At 44.7% G+C, this 20,452-nt stretch carries 19 protein-coding genes; 8 read left to right on the top strand and 11 right to left on the bottom strand.

All coding sequences use genetic code 11. The annotated features are described in order from the left end of the window. Window positions 1-44 precede the first annotated feature (44 nt). The 6 genes from P150_RS0114115 to P150_RS0114090 all read left to right on the top strand — a co-directional run bounded on the left by P150_RS0114115 (window position 45) and on the right by P150_RS0114090 (window position 4,030). Window positions 45-620, top strand: a complete 576-nt coding sequence (locus P150_RS0114115; protein ID WP_028898260.1) for an LUD domain-containing protein — start codon at window positions 45-47, stop codon at window positions 618-620. A gap of 138 nt (window positions 621-758) precedes the next feature. Next, entirely contained in the window at window positions 759-1,508 is a 750-nt protein-coding gene (locus tag P150_RS0114110) for a peptidylprolyl isomerase (RefSeq protein ID WP_028898259.1), read from the top strand. A gap of 22 nt (window positions 1,509-1,530) precedes the next feature. Next, the gene (locus P150_RS0114105; RefSeq protein WP_028898258.1) at window positions 1,531-2,217 is read left to right on the top strand and encodes a hypothetical protein; all 687 of its coding nucleotides are present in this window, start codon (window positions 1,531-1,533) and stop codon (window positions 2,215-2,217) included. 202 nt (window positions 2,218-2,419) lie between these two features. Beyond that, entirely contained in the window at window positions 2,420-3,319 is a 900-nt protein-coding gene (locus P150_RS0114100) for an RluA family pseudouridine synthase (RefSeq protein ID WP_028898257.1), read from the top strand. 9 nt (window positions 3,320-3,328) lie between these two features. Then, entirely contained in the window at window positions 3,329-3,493 is a 165-nt protein-coding gene (locus tag P150_RS17865; protein WP_197018094.1) for a hypothetical protein, read from the top strand. Between the two features lie 63 nt (window positions 3,494-3,556). Continuing rightward, a complete protein-coding gene (locus tag P150_RS0114090) occupies window positions 3,557-4,030 on the top strand; it encodes a nucleoside deaminase (RefSeq protein WP_036932237.1) in 474 nt (157 codons plus the stop codon). A gap of 93 nt (window positions 4,031-4,123) precedes the next feature. On the opposite strand, the gene P150_RS0114085 is transcribed toward P150_RS0114090, so the two are convergent. The 5 genes from P150_RS0114085 to P150_RS0114065 all read right to left on the bottom strand — a co-directional run bounded on the left by P150_RS0114085 (window position 4,124) and on the right by P150_RS0114065 (window position 9,541). Then, on the bottom strand, window positions 4,124-4,756 hold the full coding sequence (locus P150_RS0114085; protein ID WP_028898255.1) for an HD domain-containing protein: 633 nt from the start codon (window positions 4,754-4,756) through the stop codon (window positions 4,124-4,126). A 12-nt stretch (window positions 4,757-4,768) separates the two neighbouring features. Then, complete coding sequence (gene menA / locus P150_RS0114080; RefSeq protein WP_036932236.1) at window positions 4,769-5,722, bottom strand: 1,4-dihydroxy-2-naphthoate octaprenyltransferase; 954 nt, start codon at window positions 5,720-5,722, stop codon at window positions 4,769-4,771. Between the two features lie 197 nt (window positions 5,723-5,919). Next, window positions 5,920-8,286: a putative porin gene (locus tag P150_RS0114075; protein ID WP_028898253.1), complete on the bottom strand. Its 2,367-nt coding sequence runs from the start codon at window positions 8,284-8,286 to the stop codon at window positions 5,920-5,922. Beyond that, window positions 8,286-8,522 carry a hypothetical protein gene (locus P150_RS0114070; protein ID WP_028898252.1) on the bottom strand — a complete coding sequence of 79 codons (237 nt, stop codon included), beginning with the start codon at window positions 8,520-8,522 and terminating at the stop codon, window positions 8,286-8,288. Before P150_RS0114070 ends, P150_RS0114075 begins: the two co-directional genes overlap by 1 nt. A gap of 26 nt (window positions 8,523-8,548) precedes the next feature. Beyond that, on the bottom strand, window positions 8,549-9,541 hold the full coding sequence (locus P150_RS0114065) for a DUF4468 domain-containing protein (protein WP_028898251.1): 993 nt from the start codon (window positions 9,539-9,541) through the stop codon (window positions 8,549-8,551). Between the two features lie 450 nt (window positions 9,542-9,991). Between P150_RS0114065 and P150_RS0114055 the strand changes: the two genes are divergently transcribed. Beyond that, a complete protein-coding gene (locus P150_RS0114055) occupies window positions 9,992-11,431 on the top strand; it encodes a sodium:solute symporter (RefSeq protein WP_028898250.1) in 1,440 nt (479 codons plus the stop codon). Window positions 11,432-11,542: 111 nt separating this feature from the next. Here P150_RS0114055 and P150_RS0114050 read toward each other — a convergent pair whose 3' ends face one another. Next, a complete protein-coding gene (locus P150_RS0114050) occupies window positions 11,543-12,097 on the bottom strand; it encodes a glutathione peroxidase (protein WP_028898249.1) in 555 nt (184 codons plus the stop codon). Between the two features lie 238 nt (window positions 12,098-12,335). Here P150_RS0114050 and P150_RS0114045 point away from each other — a divergent pair, with 238 nt between their 5' ends. After that, window positions 12,336-13,211 carry a hypothetical protein gene (locus tag P150_RS0114045; RefSeq protein ID WP_028898248.1) on the top strand — a complete coding sequence of 292 codons (876 nt, stop codon included), beginning with the start codon at window positions 12,336-12,338 and terminating at the stop codon, window positions 13,209-13,211. A 268-nt stretch (window positions 13,212-13,479) separates the two neighbouring features. On the opposite strand, the gene P150_RS0114040 is transcribed toward P150_RS0114045, so the two are convergent. The 5 genes from P150_RS0114040 to P150_RS0114020 all read right to left on the bottom strand — a co-directional run bounded on the left by P150_RS0114040 (window position 13,480) and on the right by P150_RS0114020 (window position 20,250). After that, window positions 13,480-14,427, bottom strand: a complete 948-nt coding sequence (locus tag P150_RS0114040; RefSeq protein ID WP_028898247.1) for a DNA/RNA non-specific endonuclease — start codon at window positions 14,425-14,427, stop codon at window positions 13,480-13,482. A 151-nt stretch (window positions 14,428-14,578) separates the two neighbouring features. Next, entirely contained in the window at window positions 14,579-14,830 is a 252-nt protein-coding gene (locus P150_RS0114035) for a type B 50S ribosomal protein L31 (protein ID WP_028898246.1), read from the bottom strand. 141 nt (window positions 14,831-14,971) lie between these two features. Further along, on the bottom strand, window positions 14,972-16,306 hold the full coding sequence (locus tag P150_RS0114030; RefSeq protein WP_028898245.1) for a choice-of-anchor J domain-containing protein: 1,335 nt from the start codon (window positions 16,304-16,306) through the stop codon (window positions 14,972-14,974). Window positions 16,307-16,337: 31 nt separating this feature from the next. Next, window positions 16,338-17,651: a DUF5689 domain-containing protein gene (locus P150_RS0114025; RefSeq protein WP_028898244.1), complete on the bottom strand. Its 1,314-nt coding sequence runs from the start codon at window positions 17,649-17,651 to the stop codon at window positions 16,338-16,340. Between the two features lie 19 nt (window positions 17,652-17,670). Beyond that, window positions 17,671-20,250 (bottom strand): TonB-dependent receptor, encoded by a 2,580-nt coding sequence (locus P150_RS0114020; protein ID WP_028898243.1) that lies wholly within the window; start codon window positions 20,248-20,250, stop codon window positions 17,671-17,673. Between the last annotated feature and the right edge of the window lie 202 nt (window positions 20,251-20,452).

Genomic DNA, 20,452 nt, shown 5'->3' with positions numbered 1-20,452 from the left:
GCTCATAGATGTCCGTTGCCAAACCATTCAACACGCTATCAATTATGAAGAAAGAAGATTTATTTGCCAAACTGCGTCAAGGCACTTGTCAGCAGTTTGATATGCCCAAAGAGCCTGTAAAGGGTATCGTCTACGATGATGTGGCGAAGCAGTTCATTGAAATGTCGAAAACCGTAGGCGCAAAGGTTATCGAAGTAAGCCCCGACGACGACCTGAACGAAACAATCCGTGCAGCCTATCCTGAAGCAAAGGTGTTTGCATCTAATGTGGAAGGTGTCAAAGCCGACCGAAATCCGGATGCTGTTGCAGAAGCTGCCGACCTCAATGGAACCGATGTCGGTATTATAAAAGGTGTATTCGGCGTGGCGGAAAACGGCTGTGTCTGGATTCCTCAAACAATGAAGGAACGTTCCGTCTGCTTTATTTCAGAGGAACTCGTGATTCTGTTGGACAGAAACAGTCTCGTAAACAATATGCACGAAGCCTACAAGCAGGTGGAAATGACTGAATATGGTTATGGCGTTTTCATTTCCGGACCGAGCAAAACTGCCGATATCGAGCAGTCGCTTGTTATGGGTGCGCAGGCTGCACGTGGCGTAACGGTAATACTAATCGGGTAAAAGAGATTCTCTTGACGGCCGGATAAGGAAAGGTATAAAGTGTAGGGTGTTCAAAATTAAATGCAGTTTCTCTTTGAACGCCCTACTTGTGAATACTGAAAAGTTATATTACAAACAGAAAAATACGACAAATAGCTTATGGCTACAAAAATAAACATCAACACAAGTGTGGGAAATATCGTTGTGAAATTATACGATGAGACACCGAAGCATCGGGATAATTTCATAAAACTTGCGCAGCAAGGTTATTTCGACGGCACATTGTTCCATCGTGTCATCAAGGATTTTATGATTCAGGGAGGTGATCCGGACAGCAAAGGTGCACCGCAGGGCAAGATGTTGGGCACAGGTGGTCCGGACTATACCATACCTGCCGAGTTCGTCTATCCGAAACTATTCCACAAGCGTGGTGCGTTGAGTGCAGCCCGACTCGGCGATGAGGTGAACCCTGAGCGTGAAAGCAGCGGCAGTCAGTTTTACATCGTGTGGGGAAAAACTTTCAATGCGGGCGAATTGAAGCAACTGGAGAAGCAGATGGAAATGCAGCAGGAACAGGAAGTATTCACAAAACTTGCGAAAGAACACCACGACGAAGTGATGAATTTCCGTAGAAACCGGGACCGTGCAGGTTTGCAGGAACTTCAGGATCGTCTTGTTGAAATGACAAAGAAGCAATGTAAGGAAATGGGGAAGCCGAAATTCACGGAAGAACAGATTGAAACATATACCAAAGTTGGTGGAACGCCATTCCTTGACAATCAATATACCGTTTTCGGAGAGGTAATAGAAGGATTGGATGTTGTGGAGAAGATTCAGAATTGTGAGACGATGAGAGGCGATCGTCCGAAAGCTGACATCAGTATGACGGTCAGTCTTGTGGAGGAATAAGTTTCTTCAATACAGAAAAACAATGCGAATCGGCAAAAAGACACGATGGGCAAAATGGGAGAGTCTGTTGATTCTCTCCCTTTTCGGCATTGTTGGTGTTGTCGTTTCGTGTCGGCGAAATACAGAAAAGAATACTCCAAAAAGCAACGAATACGATACTCCTGACGACGTTTACACCAACGAGGAGGAAGAGAAAGCTACTTATCTCATCAAAGACGACCCAGTAAGTCGGGTGAAAGCCACTTCACAATATTCAATACCTGCCGACGATTTGGAAGATTATGAAGAAATGGCGTCTCGACTTACGGTAATCAAGTACAACAGCTATGTAAACAGCGAATACGGATACGAACTTTCGTATCCCGATTTTCTTACACCCGAACCGGAAAGCAGCGACGGCAAGAGCCGAAGATTCGTTTACAAGGACATCACGCTTAATGTGAGTGGTCATTTCAACACTATGAATTGGGATGTGAAAACAGCAATGAAAGTCCTTAGCGAAAACGCTTCCGAGGAATACATAAAGGATAATTATTACATTGTTTCAGGCACACGAGGAAAGAAACGCTACCACGTGAAGGCGATTTTGATGGAAGACACGTGGTACACCATCCGACTGGAATATCCTCCGAAATACGAAACCGTAATCACTCCATTAGTAAACGTTGTGAAAAACTTCCAAGCTCCACCACCAATTAAGTTTGGGTAACGAACGGATATTCCTTTCAAGACACGAAACCCCTTTCCCTTTCGTTACATAAAGGTTTTATGAACAGAAGAGATTTCGGTATAGTGCCAGTCTGTTCTCATTTCATCATTATATTTTTGGAAACTGTTTTTGCGAATAAATATCTCTGTTTTTTATTTCAATTGGCTTATAATCGGATTTTTTTATCTATATTTGCACTCTAATGAAAAGACATAATCCATATCAGAAGCAAGATAAGTACGAACATTTGGTTGTACAACAAGAAGCACCATTGTTGGAATGGCTGCTGGCAAATCTTAAGCAGAGCAAGTCAAAGACTAAGGCGACGCTCCAGAATAGAGGCATTAAGGTAAACAAGAAACTGGTTACACAGTTTGACTTTATGCTGCGTCCCGGCGATAAGGTTTCGGTGAGCACCAGCAAGTCTAATGATAAGTTCCACAGCAGACACGTGAAACTGGTTTATGAAGACAGGTATCTCGTGGTGGTGGAAAAGAATCACGGCATCCTTTCGATGGCAGCAGGGCATTCTTCACTCAACGTAAAGAAGGTGTTGGATGATTATTTCAAGAAGTCTCGACAGAAGTGCAATGCCCACGTGGTGCATCGTCTCGACCGTGATACTTCCGGATTGATGATATATGCCAAGGATATGCAGACTGAACAGATATTGGAACGCGACTGGCACAACATCGTTTACGATCGCCGATACGTTGCAGTATTGAGCGGACAGATGGAGGAAGACAACGGAACGGTAGCAAATTGGCTGAAGGATAACAAGGCTTATGTTACTTACAGTTCGCCGGAAGATAACGGCGGTAAGTATGCCGTAACGCATTTTCAGGTTTTGGATAGTACGGAGCACCATTCATTGGTGGAATTTAAGCTCGAAACGGGTCGCAAGAATCAAATCCGTGTCCACGCAGCAGATATGAATCATCCGGTTTGTGGCGACATTAAATATGGAAACGGCGACGATCCCGTCCACCGGTTGGCTCTCCACGCATACGTTCTGTGCTTTTATCATCCCATAACGCATCAGCCAATGGAGTTCGATACGCCTATTCCTGTCAGCTTCAGGACACTTTTCTCAAAAAAATAACAATCAGATATGGGAGATTTGCAATATTATATAGGTATCATAGCCGTAATAGTAGTTGGTGTGTTCATCATCAAGAAGGTTACGGGATGTATTATCAGAATCATTACTACTGTTATAGCACTTGCCGTGCTTGTGTATCTGCTAAACGAATTGGGCTATCTGAACGTATTTTGAAAACGAATAGCTGAAGTTATAAGGGCTGAAAATGGTAATGGATAAATTAAAACAATAAATATAATGAAATTAACCAACGAGGAATTAATGCGCAGAGCTATTGCGCTTTCTGAGAACAGTGTTCGCAATGGTGGCGGCCCTTTTGGTGCAGTCATCGCGAAAGATGGCGAGATAATCGCCGAAGGCAGTAACAACGTAACGATAGACACAGACCCTACGGCTCACGCAGAGGTATCGACCATACGTAAAGCCTGCAAGAATTTAGGAACTTTCGACCTTAGTGGATGTGTTATCTATACTTCGTGCGAACCTTGTCCGATGTGTTTCGGAGCCATCTATTGGGCGCATTTGGATAAAATCTATTATGCCAATGACCGTAAGGATGCAGGCAAGATAGGTTTCGACGATGATTTCATTTACGAAGAAATCGCCATCGAGCCACAATATCGCAAGAAACCATCCGAGATTCTGCTTCGCAATGAGGCTATCAATGCGTTTAAAATGTGGGAACTGAAAGACGACAAGAGAGAATATTGATTCTCTCTTGTCGTTTTATATATTGGTTTAGTTCGTTTAAATATGCAGGCCTAACCAGTTTTATATACAGGTTTGGCTCGTTTTATGTGCAGCTTAGTTCGTCAGCTTCTCATACAATTCGTCAAACACCTTATGTAGGGCTTCTTCATTGTCGATGGTTTCTCGTATAAATTCCATATTCTTTGCATTCGGAGAATTTGGAATCCACAAGCGAAGATAGCCTGTGCGACTGTATTTCTCCTTCATGTGGTCGTAGAATCGTAGCCATTGTTTGTCTTTTTCCATTTCGGGATAATTCTCAAGACCGTATTCTATTGCACGGCTGAATACTACTTCCGGTTCAAGGTCGCGGTCGGCTTCGGCCACTATCTTCCCATAAATGCTTCTCGGTGCCCTCGAACTGCTTGCACGATGATCCTCCACGGCTTCTTTCATAATGCGGAACTGCTCGGGCGAGAACCATTTTTTCAATCGTGCGTCTGCCATAAGAATCTTCCCACTCGTGATGTGATGGACGGCACGAGGCCCTTCCATTCCAAGATCGTGATAGGCTGCAATGACGTAGACCATATTGGCATCGGCACCTGTGATTCTCACTAAGTCGAGAGCGTTTCTTATAACCCGCTGCACGTGTACGAGTCCGTGCGATTTTCCGAAGGCATTATATCGGGGAAGAATCTGCTGTTCAACAAATTCCATCAGTTCCAGATTTACTTTTTGTGTCATAATTCAGTTCTTTTATATTGCCGAAATCAATATTCCTATCGTGGTAAGGAGTCCGAAGATAAACATATTCCTTGCCGTTTCGCCGAGAATATTATTCAGTTCCTTTCCTTGTTTTATGCGTTTCATTTTTCCTTGTGTGGTTTTGTGAAGGTTGAAGTAAACAAGCATAAGTACACTGCAAGAGGAATATTTCGTGCCTTCAGAAATAAACAGGAATGCAATGATGATAAATCCCAATATGCCCAACCAGAGATAGAGCCATTCAGTCCTTTTTTCTCCTATCCTCACCACGAGCGTTATCTTTCCGTCTCGCTTGTCGTTCTCTCTGTCCCTGTAATTATTCACGATGAGGAGAGTGTCGATAACCAGCCCACAGGCTACCGAGGCAAGCAATACCTGCCAAGTTATGGCTTGGAGACCGTGAGGAAGAATAACGTAATAGGTAAGGCAAACGGGTACGATTCCGAAGAATACAAGCACGAGAACGTCGCCCAAGCCGAGATAGGAGAGTTTGGTGGTGTAGAGAAAACAGAACAATACGCACAGTGCTCCAATCAGAATCATTTCCCACCCTCCGTAATAGATGAGAGGAAGCCCTGCGATGCAAGCCAACAGCGTGGTAATGAGCAGTCCTGTGCGCATAGCCGGAAGCGTAATCCACCCTTCGCTGCACGCTCTTTTCGGTCCGAGACGTGTCGATGAGTCGTCGTTTCCTTTCAGGCAGTCGAAGTAATCATTTACGAAGTTGGCATCTATCTGCATAATGAATGCAAACAGAAAGCAGAGCAGGGCAGGGATTGTCTGGAAGTTCTCCCATCCTCCGTCCTTGAACGCCATAGCCGTACCTATCATTACCGGCACGCTTGCACCGGTCAAGGTCTTGGGTCTGGCTGCAAGAATCCACGCATAGAGGGAGTTTGTCCTGACGGTGGATTCCATTGAAGTGAGAAAATCTGTTTTGGGCATAGCTTTTTATCAGATGAGGAAGTATTGGATGAATCGCAGAACATTCTGTTTTCAATGCTGTACGAACAACGGCTTTTGTACCCCACTCGTGGGGTGCAGTCGTACCCCACGAGTGGGGTATCGTCATAGGGCACTCGTGGGGTATGAAAAGCCTTGTTTATCCTCTCAATCTCTTGCGCGAAGTCATCGGTCTTGTGCTAATTAAAGAAATTCCAACTGACTCCGAACCGGAAGATGCGTTCGTTGAGCGGATAGTGGGGCGTGAAGAAATATTCGCCTCCATCGCCGCTGTTGAGATGCGACATCATCACGAAGAAACGAGTATGCTGGAGGTGGAAGTTGGCATAAGCGTTCAGGATAGGATAATTGCCCACCTTCGTGCGGCTGCCTCCTGTTTCCTGAATGCCGAACGTACCCATACCCGGGATGTATTCCGGTGCATAGTACTTTGTGAAATAGCGTCCGTCGATTCCGAGGTCGCAACGCAGCACCTTGGCTATCTTGAATCGGATGAAGAGATTCGTATATGCGTTGAGTGCAGGCACCGGCAGCACATCTTCATTGCTCGACTTCTGAAGCGTAAGAACGTTTTGCCAATTCAGAATGCCCAAGTTGAAATCTTGATGAAGCTGGAGCGTGAGGAGGCTTACCGCCCCATTGTGCTGACGCACATTCACGTCGTTTGCCTCGATCATATAATTATTTCCATTCGCCACACGGTTGTTTTGCAAGCCGAAGTAGGTGTAATTCTTGAGCATATCATAGCCTATGCGCAGTTTCGTGCGTGTCTTCTTCAATGAAAATTCGCCCAGCAGACGTGTGTGTATCTGCTGATCCAGATCGTTGTCCCACCAATAATGGCGCGAGCGATAGGTATTCATAAAAAACGAAGGTGCATTGCGGTGGAAGAAAGCTGTGGCAGCCAGTTGAACCGTGTCGCCCAAGAGGGGGAAGTTCAGGTCTGCGTGGCCGTCTATATGCAGTTGTCCCGACCGTTCGCCTGCAAGCCACGCCTCGGCACTTACATCGTAATGGACGGTGTTTCCACTCGTTTTCAGCAGCTGACCACCTACCGATATGTCGTGCTGATTCCATTTCTCGTAACCATTGAATATAGCCCTCGCACCACCTGACGGAGTTGCAGCCATCGGCAATTCGTAATGGCGAAGCTCGTAGGATGCGAATGCCTTCAAGCCAGCCTTTGCCCATTTGTTGAAACCCTCGAGAAGCGCAACGGCAACCGTGTTCCTGAAAGCCCACGACCTTGTTCTGTCATAGATGGAATCGCTGGCTGTTGCTGTCTGACTGTAATAGTCGTTCGCATAATAGTTGTTCGGTGTTTCGTATGCCTGATAGATGCGTCTGAAATTGTCGAAACGCGCCGTATGGATAAAGCTCGTTACAGGCACGTATTCATCCTTCATCCATTGGCTCGTTGAGTCGTTCCCGGCAGGTGGAATCATTATCGTGTCATTGGCTTGCGCCGAAGCGTCCTTATTCTCCGGTGTGCGGGAACTCGCCGTTGGCGCATCGCCGACAATGGCTGCATCTTCCGGTCTTCCGGCTGTAATCTGCGCCTTGTCAAATTCGTCCTCGTCGAAATCCTCTCCATTCCTTTGGGCGCGCTTTCTTGCCTTTTCCTTTTCTTCTTGCTGCTTTTGTGCCTTTTGCGCTTTCATAGCAAATTTCTTTGCCTCTATTTCTTCCTTTGTCATAGGAACCTTCCGGAAGAATCCCACGCTGTATTTATGGTTGAAGAATATCTGCTGATTGTCGTTTCGGTTCCAGTTTTGCGACAGAACCGTCGGTATTTCGTTTTCATCGTAGGAATCGTTAAAAGCCTCAGGATGAGTGATGTAGGCATCATTGGTTATGCCTCCTCCTTCGGTAACTTTCTGATGGTTCAGGCTCAGGAGCAGGTGCGCCTGATAGCGTTCTCCGAGATAGCTTCCCCACATAGAGTAGTTGAAGTGCGATGCGCTCTGATTGCTGTAATATCCTCTGCCGTAGAGATAGTCGAATTTGAATCCGAAACCCCATTCCTTGCCGGCATTGATGGCAAAGAGAGCCTTGAAATGGTCTTCTCCATTCGTCCTGTTGCCTGCCGTGTTGTACGACAGGTTGGTAATTGGCGAAAGGGTAGAGGTAAACCGGAAATCCTCCGGCCGCACGATGAAGTAATCGTAAGGGTCAAGGAAGAGAAAGTCCGTGGACTCCTGTCTGTCGATGAATATTCTGTTCTGGCGCGGCGAACCGAGATTGCCCAATGAGTTGTACTCGCCTCTCAACCCTGTATTGAAAATCGAATTCATATACATTTCGGACAGCGTATCAGGCACGGCAGGTCTTCTGTCGCCGAAACGCTCGTCGATAGTCCATACCTTTATTCCTCGCGGAATTTCCTTGTGCTGATGCTGAACGGAATCCGACCTTCCGAGCTGTCGGTTTTGCTGATAGCCACTGGCAGTAAACGTGCCGTCGTCGGTTATCTGATTATAGTCTTGTGCATTGACGGCAATACAGAAGAAAGCCATCAAAGTCCATAAGGAGATTTTTCTCTTCATTAACGAATCATTCGAAGTGCTGCCTCAACGAACTTGAATACCATTGAAGCAAGGATAATAATGATACCGGTGTTCTGATTGCCCGAGGTGAGATAGAATATCACACCCACGATAGCTCCAACCATAAAAATAATGTTGAGCCATTGCCGGAGCGTCTTATACCTGTCGGCAGGCTTCTGCTTGTTGATACGGTGGTCTGGTCTATGCGCCGTGCTGCGCTGCGATTCTTCAATCATCTTTCTGTTGTTCTTTTAAAATATCCCTATTGTTGGTTCAATACATTTCTGAATCCTTGAAATATCTCGTTCTTTCTGTCGATTGTGCCGCGGCGGAACTTCCCGAGTGTATACAACTTTGTGCGCTTTCTGTTGATGGAATATCTGTCGGTTATGAGTTCTTCGGCTGTGTAGTGATGGTCTTTTCCCTGAAAAGAGTAGTCATAGGAAAGCCGGCTTATTGATAAATCTGCCGAACCGTCATAGCATTTTATTTGCAGTACATAGTTGAATTTCGCCTGATCTTGTGAGAGGAAACCCGAAAAGAAAATCATCTTCTCCTTCATTGTGGCAACGATGCCGTGCTCATCCTTGTTTACGATTGCAATCTGGCTTCCTTCCAACTGGTTCTCGCCCTGCAAGAGCGTGTTCAGATAGTCCAGAGCTTTCACGTAAATGGTGTTGGCATCCTGATTTGGAGCTTCAAAACGCTTGCTCCAGACCACCTGACCGTTTACTTCCGGCACAGCTCCTTCCTCGAGATAGATGGCGTCTTTGTTGGCTTTCTTCTCTTTTACGGCGGAAACTGCCTGTTTGCGTTCCTGCGTCTTTTCCGGAATTATCCACGAACTGTTGGTTTCGTTCTGTGCCTTTTCCTCATTTGCAGCCTGAATCTTGCCTGTTTCAACGGCTTGAGGGGCAGCGGCATTGTGTGTCTCCGTTTCCTTTGCCTGCCGTTCGAGTTTTCGGGCTTCGGCTTCAAGTCTGGCAGCCTCGGCCTTTGTTTCCTCTATTTTCTTTTTTATAGCGTTCGCCTTGGCTTCGTTTTCCGCCTTTGCCCTTTCCCGGGCTTCTGCTTTTGCCTTTTCCTCAGCCTGTTTTTGTGCCTTGGCAGCCTTTATCTTTGCCTCCTCGAGTGCTTTCTGCGCCTCCTGTAACTGGCGTTGCGCCTGTTCCAGTTCCTGCTCCGGCGTGAGTGTAGTTTGTGCCACAGACATCATTGGAAGACCAATGAGCAAGGCTATCAATATCTTTTTCATACTTTTACACTATTGATAAATCGTTATAGCAAAGCAAAGGTATGAAAAAATAGTGGATATTTCATTGGTTAAAAATCTTTTAACTATTTAATGCTTGGATTCTTTTCGCTTGTTAAACGAAAAGGATTGTGTCTTCAATTCAGCCGGACAATGATTCTTACAGGCAGATTAAAAAGACACGGTTTGCAAGTAACCGAAGAATGCCGTGCAATCTTCGCAAGATTGCCGTGCGTTTTTGCGAAGAATGGAATGCAATCTTCGCAAGAATGAAAACCAATGTTTTGTGTGTTGATTATCAAGTAATTAAGGGGCTGTGAGCAACTGGGATTTTATTGCCATATCTTATTCGTTATTGGCATTCGATACAAGTTGATAAAAAACAGCTCTGGGCAGCAAAAAAGAAATGGGAATGAGGGCAAATAGCGTTTTTTTTATTAATTTTGTCCCGTTATGTTGATTATAGGAACAATACTTGCATACTTTTGCCTACTGCTTCTATTCAGTAGATTAACCGTCAGGAAAGCAGACAACGATACGTTTTTTCGCGCTAACAGGCAGTCGCCTTGGTATCTTGTTGCATTCGGAATGATTGGGGCGAGCATCTCGGGCGTTACTTTCGTGAGTGTTCCGGGGATGGTGCTCGGGCGGAATATGTCGTATGCCCAGACGTGTATGGGCTTTATCGTCGGCTATCTGATTGTTGCGTTCTTGCTGCTGCCGCTCTATTATCGGCTGAATCTTACCACGATATATTCCTATCTCAAGGAAAGATTGGGACGGCGAAGCTATAAGACCGGTGCGTCTTTCTTCCTCTTGTCCAAGATGGCAGGGGCTGCCGTGCGCTTTTATGTGGTGTGTATGATATTGCAAAGGTTTGTTTTAGACGCCTACGGCATTCCTTTCCCGGCAACGGTGGTAGTGATGGTTATGCTTATTTGGCTCTACACACGCAGGGGAGGCATCAGGACGTTGGTGTTTACGGATACGCTTCAGACGGTTTGTATGTTTATGGCACTCTTCCTTATTATATATAAAGTTATCGGAGCGTTGGATATGAATGTTTCGGAGGCATTCAGGGCTGTTGTGTCGGACAGCCATTCACGGATATTCGTGTGGGACGATTTTGTTTCGAGACAGAATTTTTGGAAACAGTTCCTTAGTGGTGTGTTCATCGTGATCGTGATGACAGGACTGGATCAGGATATGATGCAGAAAAACCTTACCTGCAAGACCTTGCGTGGAGCACAGAAAGATATGTGTACGTATGGTTTTGCCTTCCTTCCGGCAAATCTGCTGTTTCTCGGGCTGGGTGTGTTGTTGATGATGTATCTGCAAAAGCAGGGAATGGCTGTTCCGGCTTCGGCAGACGAGCTGATGCTCCTGCCGACGGCGGGAGGAATGTTGGGAAGTGGGGTAGTGGTGCTCTTTACGATAGGCGTGGTGGCGGCGTGTTTTTCGAGTGCCGATTCGGCTTTAACCTCGCTGACTACGAGCTACTGTGTGGATATTCGTGAAGATGCTCAGAATGAAGGTTTGCGAAAACGTGCTCATATAGGCATAGCTGTAATATTTGCACTGTTTATCTTGGCTTTCCGAGTGGTAAACTCTACGAGCCTCATAGATGCCGTTTACATTATCTGTTCCTATACTTATGGTCCGTTGTTGGGGCTTTTTGCTTTCGGTCTGCTCACTAAACGGCGCACGGACGACCGTCTTGTGCCTTATATTGCTGTTACAAGCCCTTTGATTTGCTACGGACTTGACAGTATTGCAATGCACCTGTGGCACTACAAGTTCGGCTATGAACTTCTGATGCTCAATGGGGTACTGACGTTCGTGGGAATGCTGGCGAAGAGTAAAAAGGAAAATGACGGAAAGGCAGCGATGTAGCATTAGGATTGCAGGGTATGGAAAGCTGTCGGGCTATGCCCTATAAACTGAAAAAGGCTAAAAAGGAAAATGCTTGGTATTTCCTTTTTAGCCTTTCATTATGGTGTTTCCTTATTCTGCGAGGAGTTTTTCTATTTCAGCGTTGATGTTTTCAATCTTTTCGGTCGGTTCGAAACGTGCTACAACCTGTCCTTTCTTATTAATCAGGAATTTCGTGAAGTTCCACTTAATGTCTGAACTTTCCTTATAGTCAGGGTCGGCTTCGGAAAGCATCTTGTCGAGAATCGGGGTAAGTTGGTGGCTTTCGTCCCATCCTGCGAAGCCTTTCTGCTCTTTTAGGAACTTGTAGAGAGGTTCAGCGTCGTCGCCGTTCACCTTAATCTTCTTGAATCGTGGGAACTGTGTTCCGTATGTGAGCTTGCAGAAGTCGTGAATGCTCTCATCCGTGCCGGGTGCCTGCTGCCCGAACTGGTTGCAGGGGAAGTCGAGAATCTCGAAACCCTGTGCGTGATATTTCTCGTAAGTAGCTTCAAGCTCATCGTAAGTAGGAGTGAAACCACACTTTGTAGCTGTGTTTACAATGAGCAAAACTTCATTTGCGAATGACTTCAACGATATTTCACCGCCTTTTCTTTCCTTGACGGTAAAATCATAAACTGTTTTCATATCTTATAATGTTCTTTTGTTAAATACCCACTATGGTAGTAATTGCAAAAGTACGAAATATTTTCCTATTCCATTTGTTGGATTTATTAAAAGTCCTAAAAACAGAATCATCCTCTTCGGGATAGCAGTTTGCTCCCTCTGAATAGGGATTTCCCTATGTGCAAATAGAGTATTTATATTCCGTGTCCGTTTTTTTATTCCTATTTTTGCATCAGATAAATCAATGAAAATTTAAGTTATGGGAAGATTCAGCAAACTTTTATTAGCGTTTACGCTTATAGCAACTCCATTGGTTTTCACAAGTTGTGATGACAATGATGATTATTACTATTATAACGACCCAGTTGCAGAGGCTGTGAAAAACTATTGGTATACATTTCCGGGTGGGGCGGATTATCTCACAAGCTACAATTGGTTCCTGCATTACTATCCTTATGCTTCGGCATCTGAATTTGTTGCTTTCCTGAATGCAATCAATAAGGGTGGAACTCCGTATTGGAATTTATATAACAACGGTGGTTATGGTTGGAACGACAACTATAATGATGAGATAAATACGCAGAATACCAAACTTTTGGAGGAAGCCCAGACGCTTTGCGGCGAATGGGAGGGCAGTATGATTTATGAATACACGGACGATAAAACCGGTCAGCGTATACAGGATACTTTTACTGCGAATATGAAATTCTTCCAGTACAATTCTTCTGTGAACTCATTGAGCGGCAACGGCGTTGAAATTGATACGGATGATAAGGGTAATTCACAGACTTTGAACTTTGCGTGGTACGTGAACACTAACGGCGATATCTATATCAAATACACCGCCAGTGGTACGATATTCGTAATGGATATAGATTCATCGACCAACGGTTTCAAACTTGGCTACGATAAGGAAAAGGGCTACGACACATTCTATGGTGTAGGCATCAGTTCAAACACGTCGGATGTATTCTATATCGACTTGGCTCGTCAGGCTACGAATGCAAAGGGCACAACGATGACAAGGGCGAGAAAGGCTGCCGGTAAGTTGGAAGGCAAGTCGTTCGGGCAGGCTACTGAAAACAAGGCAGCTGAAAACAAGACTACTGCCATCAACAGGTTGCACGAAAGATAAGGCATTATTCATTAAATTGTAAAACAAATCTATAATCAGAGCCTTGTCTGCTTCGGCAGGCAAGGCTTTCTTCTTTACTTGAAATTGACAGGAAGCTGCGATAGCTGTCTGAGTTCGGCAATGAGGAGAAAACTGCAATCCTGTAATGCCTGTGAGAGTTTTAGTGGTCTTAATGTGCAATAGGGCATATTTTGAATAGTGGAAAAATAAAAAAGGACTTAACACCGAGGCGTTAAGTCCTTTACATATTTTGTCAGTTGTAGTTTCTCTAATTGATTCCCCAAACTCGGGCAACATTCTCTCGTGGGAGGGATTCTATGCGATTTTCGATATCGTCGGGAAGATTGCAGAAGAAATCAATGCCCGTGAGTTCTTCCAATTCGTCGATATTGCGGACGTATGCAAGGCTGATGCTGTTATTGTCTGACTTATGCTCAAACCACAGGCCGATAGCCATATAGTTGTTGCCCTTCTTTGCAAGTGCAGCCACGAAGAAGTATCTCGGAACGATAAGTCCGGATCCCAAACGTTGCTTTATTTGACTGCCATTATCGATGGTTCCGCCTTTTGCTATGTAGAGCGTGTCACGGAAAGTGTTGTTGTTCTTGCTTCTCAGCCAGCTTTCTCCATTTTCCCACACGCCTGCATTGAAACTGTTTAATTGAGGTTGCATATTCGTGAGATAGAAAGTCTGAATGTTAGCTTCTCTGGAACAGAGACGGTCGGCTGAAGGACAGATGTGACCGTGGTCGAAGCCTGTTCTCCAGAAGGGGTCGGATTGGAAGCGATATTGCGATGCTAATGCGGGGTCTTGTGGATACTGAACCTCTCCATTGTAAGTATCTGCATAATATCTCTTTGTGTTTGTGGCACTGTTGTTGGCATACATCTGATAGCAGCTCCAACGTTGAGATTTCTTGCTCGTGTCCCATTCCACGCTGTAATTAATTCCGTGTTCATACTTCGTTCTCTTCCGTGAGTCTTCGTATGCGAGCTGTGCCTCGTGTACAAGGATGATGCTGTTGCCACCCTTTACTTTGGGAAATTCCAGACGGTGTGTAGCTTTGTTCGGATTGTTGAGGTTGGAATTGAGATTAACTTCTTCTTTTTCTTTTCCACCTGTTGGATCATCGTCGTTTCCACTACAAGACAGTAATGTGAAAGAAGTAAAAAGCAGTAGGGAGGCAGAAAGACCTGCAAAATGGATTTGTTTCATAAAGCGCGTATAAAGTTAATATAATCTGAGAATCCCGGTTCTGCAAGAAAGGCGCAGAAGAATAGTGTGGGATGAGGGAGAAAAGAAAAGTGCGGGCAAGCGCATATGCAACTACGCTTGACCGCACTTTATTATTTGTGGGTATATCGTCTTACTTCTTCAACTTACCGTAACGGTTCATGAAGCGGTCAACACGACCTGCTGTATCCACGAGCTTGCTCTTACCAGTATAGAATGGGTGAGAGGTGCTGGAGATTTCGATTTTAACCACTGGGTAAGTTTCGCCTTCAAATTCTACTGTTTCAGATGTTTTGCAAGTAGACTGTGAAAGGAACATATCGCCGTTGGACATATCCTTAAATACGACGGGGCGATAGTTTTCTGGATGAATACCTTGTTTCATTTTAATTTTATATGTTTGTTATTAATAAAAATCGACGTACGATATTGTTTTTATGTTCTAATGAATAGAAACTATACAATACTCAACAGGGTGCAAAATTACGAATAATTCTGCACCCTGCCAAATATTTAAGTGAGTTTTTTACTCTACTGTAACGTTCTTGATTTCCCAAGTACAAGCATCGGTGGTTGTACTGTTGTACTCGAATGCAATATAAACCGTGCTCTTGCCTGCAAATGCTGCCATATCGCAAGTAGCGTCGATAAAGTTCCAGTCGGTACCTGCCGGCATTGCGCTGATTGGCAATGCTGTCCAGTTTGTACCGTCTGTTGAAGCATAGACTTTGGCAGCGTCAGTTGGTGCCATTGAACCATAATATTTCGCTGCGTGCTGGAACTTCAATATGGCAGAAGTACGGCCTGCAAGGCTGAATGCTGGAGATACGATACGGCTCTGAGTTTCATATCTTGTCGGACTCTTGAAAGCTGTTGCCTTCATCTGATGGAATTTGGCATCGTGCTTCCATACTGCACCGAGCTCTGCCGGGATTGCCTTGAGGTCTACGATTGTGAATCCATCCATACCTTCGCTGAATGAGGCTGTCAGGGCTGCGCTTGTTGGGGCGGTCGGATTTGAGATAGAAACAATGATATTGTTTTTGTCCATTTCGTTCTTGCCGTTGAAAGCCTTGAGGATACCCTTTACAACAACGGTCTGGCCTACTGAAAGGTCTGTAATAGCATTAAAGTCTGCGCCGTTCAAGCCCTTGCCTGAATAAATCTGAAGTGTATCGGTGCCACCTGCATCGGTAATATAGTAGCTGATACTCTTGTATTTCTCATTGTAGAACTCAACCTTGGAGATAACACCCTTTACATAAGCTTCAGCACTCAGAGCCTTGCCGCCATTTTCTGTAATCTTCTGAATTGCCTGAGCTACCGTGAAAGCTGTTTCTTCTGTGTTGAGAGCTGTGGAAGGTGTTGAGCCTGCTGTCTTTCCATTCAAAGAATAGATGTAGTTGCCCTGTGTAAATTCCTTTGTTCCGTTGAAGTTCACGAGCTTACCTGCAACGATAACTTCGTCGCCAACCTTAATCTCATTGTCTGATTTAAACTTCACATTGCCCAAAGCATAGCCACGGTATACGTAGAACTGATTGGTTGTAGAGCCATTGTCGGAAATATAATAAGTAGCGTTGCCATAGTTTGTAGCATCGATTTCCTTAATGCTTGAAATCTTTCCCTTAACGTAAACAACCTGATCGAGATTCTGCCCTGCTTCGATGAATTGCTGAGCAGCAGCAATATTGAATGGGTCAGCCTGTGTACCGGTACCGGATGGGTCGAGTTGAGGAGTATCAGAGCCACCTCCGTTTTCTTCAAATGTCATACTGTATGGCATTGGCACATCTTCACAACTTGTGAGGGTAAATGCTGCCATAGCCATAGCAACCATTGAATAAATTAACTTTTTCATATTCTGTTCTTATTTTTATTTCTAATGATGATTATTTAACTTCAACGTTCTTAAATTCCCACGTAGCAGCAGTTGTCGTTGTACTGTTATAGTAGAATGAAATATAAACCTTGCTGCCACAATATGGAGTCAAATCGGCTTTACTTGTGATAAAGTTCCAGTCTGCACCCGTAGGTACTTGATCCAAAGTGAGGTCTTTCCAGTTGGTTTTGTCGGTTGAAACCTGAACCTTGAGTTCTGAATTGAAGTCGCTGAAATAGCGTGCTGCCTGATCAAAGGACAATGCTGCGTGAGTTACGCCTGTAAGGTCGATTTGTGGAGAGGTTACACGAGCGTGAGTTTCGTAACGTGCGCCACCAACATAAGCCGATGCCTTCATTCCGTAAGCAGCCGATGCCCACTTCCATACATAGCTGATAGCAGGGTCTAATGTTCCTTGGTCGTAAGTCCAGTCGGTTGGTTCTACTGCCATTGAGTTAGCGTAGATGGCTTTCGCTTCAGGAGCGGCAGGCTTTATATCATCAAGTGTACGGATGATGATTTCCCACTGGTTGTTGAATCTTTTGATAATACCTGTAATATCAACCTTGCCATTAGGAATCTTTGCGTTTGCAAAGTCGGCGTAGTTGCTGTTGTAGAGGAATACATTAGAGTTCTGCTCCTTGAAATACCACTTCACACTTCCGGCACCACCTTTTGCATTGGCATAGGTGGAATCCACTACCGGGCTGCTGCTCTTGAGTGTTACGTTCTTGATGACACCGAGTTTGCCGGCATCTTCGTTGAGATTCCAAGTTGTAGCTGCTGCACCGTCGGCAAATACTTCCGGCTGCACATCGTGTCCTGTTGAAAGAATCTTATAGTGCTTGTCCCAAGTTGCACGGCTGATGCGCCCAATACTTGTAGTTGTTCCAGCAGCATTCATACTTGGAACACCAATTTGTGGCTGAAGACCGTAGTTACCTACGTAAAGGTCTTTAAGGTCTACGAGAACTTCTGTCCCGACTGGGAGATAACCGTATATACCATTCTGTGCTACGGAAATGATAATTGCACCAGTCTCGTCCTGCAAGGCAACTTCATTATAGACATTGCCCTCTACATCGGTACTTGTAACGATACCCTTAATCTTCAAATCATTATCAACTTTCTTAAAACCGTATGAAGTAGCAATTTCAGTTGCGAACATTTTCTTCAGTTCTGCAATGCTTACTACATTTGTTTCAGTTAAGTCATTGTTTCCGTATGGCAACACAGACTTGTCAGTCTCTGCGTAGCTGTCGCCCATACAGGAAGCGAAAAGCGCGCAAACGGCTGCCATTATCAAAAATTTTATTTTCATCATATTATTCAGTTAGTGCATTCTAGAATTTATAAGCAATATTCAACATACCGTTGATACCATTAACGTAATACTTCTTGGTGTTCTTGTAGAAGTCATAGGCACGTGTAGAGACTGCACCGGTAGACTGGTTGATAGTATAACTGCTACGGCTCTGCTCGTATCCACCTGTAACAATCTTCTCATTGTTCAAAACGTTGTTGATCATCAGGTTGATGGACAGACTTCCGTGCTTCAGGTAAATACTTTTACCGATTGAAGCGTCGAGCATAAATCCACCCTTACCCTTACTTTGAGCGTATGGAGTATAGTTTCCTTCTGCATCAATACCCCCAAACTGTGTTCCCATTGTCTTCAATGTGCTTTCGTAGCGGAGACTTGGCGCATAGGAGAGATAGATACGGTCGTAGAAGTTGCCGCTGATGTCAATGAACCATCCACCTTGATGGAAGCTGAGGATACCACTATAAGCCGAGAGGGGAGTGCCACTTTCGCGCATACCTTCATTATAAACTGTCTCCTTATTATATGTACTCTTTGTAGAATTCATATAAACAGCGTTTGCGTTGTTGATATTCTTGGCATCGCTTACAGTGGCAAGAGCCTTGAAGTCGAGGAAACTGGTTAGCTTGAAATCAAGACCAAGTTCCAATCCCATATAGTGCTTCTTGATACCGGTCATACTAACGTATGTGAATGAATTCGCATCATCAAAGTAGAAGTTCTGCCATTCTGTTACGTTGGTAAGACGATTGTAGTAAGCACTGAAGTTAGCGTGCAGCCAACTGCCTGCATATTGATAGCTCAATTCGTTGGAGAAGATGCGTTCATTGCGGAGGTTCTGAACGAAATCATTGTTCATCTCAGGAGAAGCAAACGCTGTGCTTACTTGCGGAGCACGGTGTTCATAACCCATTCCCAATGAGAGTGTGTGTCCTCTTCCCATTGACCAAGAACCATTGAACTTACCACCACCGGAGACGAAGTCTGCGTGTCTGCTCTTGCCGAAAGAATTGTCTGCGAACATACCGTTCCGCATATGACCGCGACGATACATATTATCGTAACCCAACTTGCCGGCTACCATATAGTGAATGTTGCCGATGGTCTGTGAGAAGTTACTCCAAACAGAAGCGCGGCGTACATTCAGATTATAGTCGAAACCAAACTTATCGCCTTCGTAAACAAGTGCGCCACGTCCTTGAGTACCCATCGTGTTCAAATCATACTGAATGCGTGGGTCGCCGTTGGCATAAGTTCCGATAGCGTAAGTGTTGATGTTGTGGATAGTGTTTGCGCCGAGCATATCTTCAATGGTCTGATAATGACGACCGAAGTTCTGGCCGAGGATCACACCTGCATTGAAGAGCTTGTTCTTACCGATGTGGTTGGTAAATGAGGAAGACAATGTAACCATTGCATTGTCATTGTGCTTGGCCTGAATATAGTAGAGCGCATCCTGTCCGTTAGCATTTGCCTGACGGTTTGCGTAGTAGAGACGATCCCACTGAATTTGGCGATTCGCCTTGTTGCCCCACCAACTTACAGCCGTGTTCCAGTCGGCAAAGGCCTGCGATGTACGGTAACGGGTATCGTTCTCATTCCATACGTCATAGTAACTGCTTGGGAGATTCTTCCAATAGTCTGGTGCGGGATTGTCAGCATTGTTATAATTGAGCTTTGTACTCTTGTACATAGAATACTTACCGAAGATACTTGTGGTAAGTTTCATCTTGTCGTTGATATCCCAATCCCAAGTGAAGATGGCAGAAGGAGCAAAGTCGTTCACTACGCGGCTGTTGCGCTTGTGTCCGTTCTGGTAGCCCCAGTATGGATTGTAATGATAGTCGTTTGCCAACCAATACGCCTCATCGGTACTTGCACCTTGTGAAGCGCGTTCGGTAGGGTTGCCCCACGTGGAGAAACTGAGTGAGTGACCGTTGTTCCATTTCTTCTGAACACCGAAGAAATAAGAAAGTGCATTGTAGAAAGTTCCTTCTACATAGCCACGGTTTGCCCAGCGGTAGGTAACGTTGGCTGCAATGGCCCAACCTTTGCTGTTGAATCCACTCGCATAAGTGTACATCCCACGAAGAGTGTAGTTGCGGTTTGCAGCAGACAACGTAAGACGATGGCCTGCAGCCATTGAGCCTGCACGGAAATCGTAATTATTGCTGCCTGCCATACCTGTCATAGAGAAGTTGTTGCTCTCGAACGGTAATGAAAAGTCCACATTCTTGGTTTGTTGATTAAGTCCGCCTACCATTGAATAACGGAACTGTCCGGTTTCCATATCGTTCATCGGCGCACCGTTTATGTAAACATCGTTATACTTCTGGTTAAGTGCACGATAACGGAAGCGCATAGGCGAATAGAGATAACCCACTTCCGATGCGTAAACGTTGCTGCTAGAGTTGAGGATGGTAACATTGTCGCTTCTGTCGTTGTCCTCTCCTAACTGTGCCTCTGTGAATGTGAAGGCTGATTCGTCCATCACATTTGCTGTCTGATTCTGTTGATTCACCTGTGTGTTCGTGTTTTGCGCACAAACTATTGATGAACTGCATAGAGCCAGAACTGCAAGTTTCAGCTTTTTCTGCATAGTTGATTTTTTATTAATAGAAATTATACTTTGCTGCAAAGTAACAAAAAATATTTTAAAGGAGATAGAAATTTTTGATTAAAATTTCATTAAACGTGCTTTATTTTCAGATTAATTGACGATATTTGCAAACTCTAATGTAACTTGATGAGGAAACAACCTATTCAAAAAACATATAAATTAACGAGTAACCAAATTATAA

It is taken from the genome of Prevotella sp. HUN102, assembly GCF_000688375.1.
In the GTDB taxonomy this organism is placed as follows: domain Bacteria; phylum Bacteroidota; class Bacteroidia; order Bacteroidales; family Bacteroidaceae; genus Prevotella.
The sequence above is the reverse complement of the archived record's forward strand: the minus strand, read 5'-3'. Positions and strand labels throughout refer to the sequence as shown.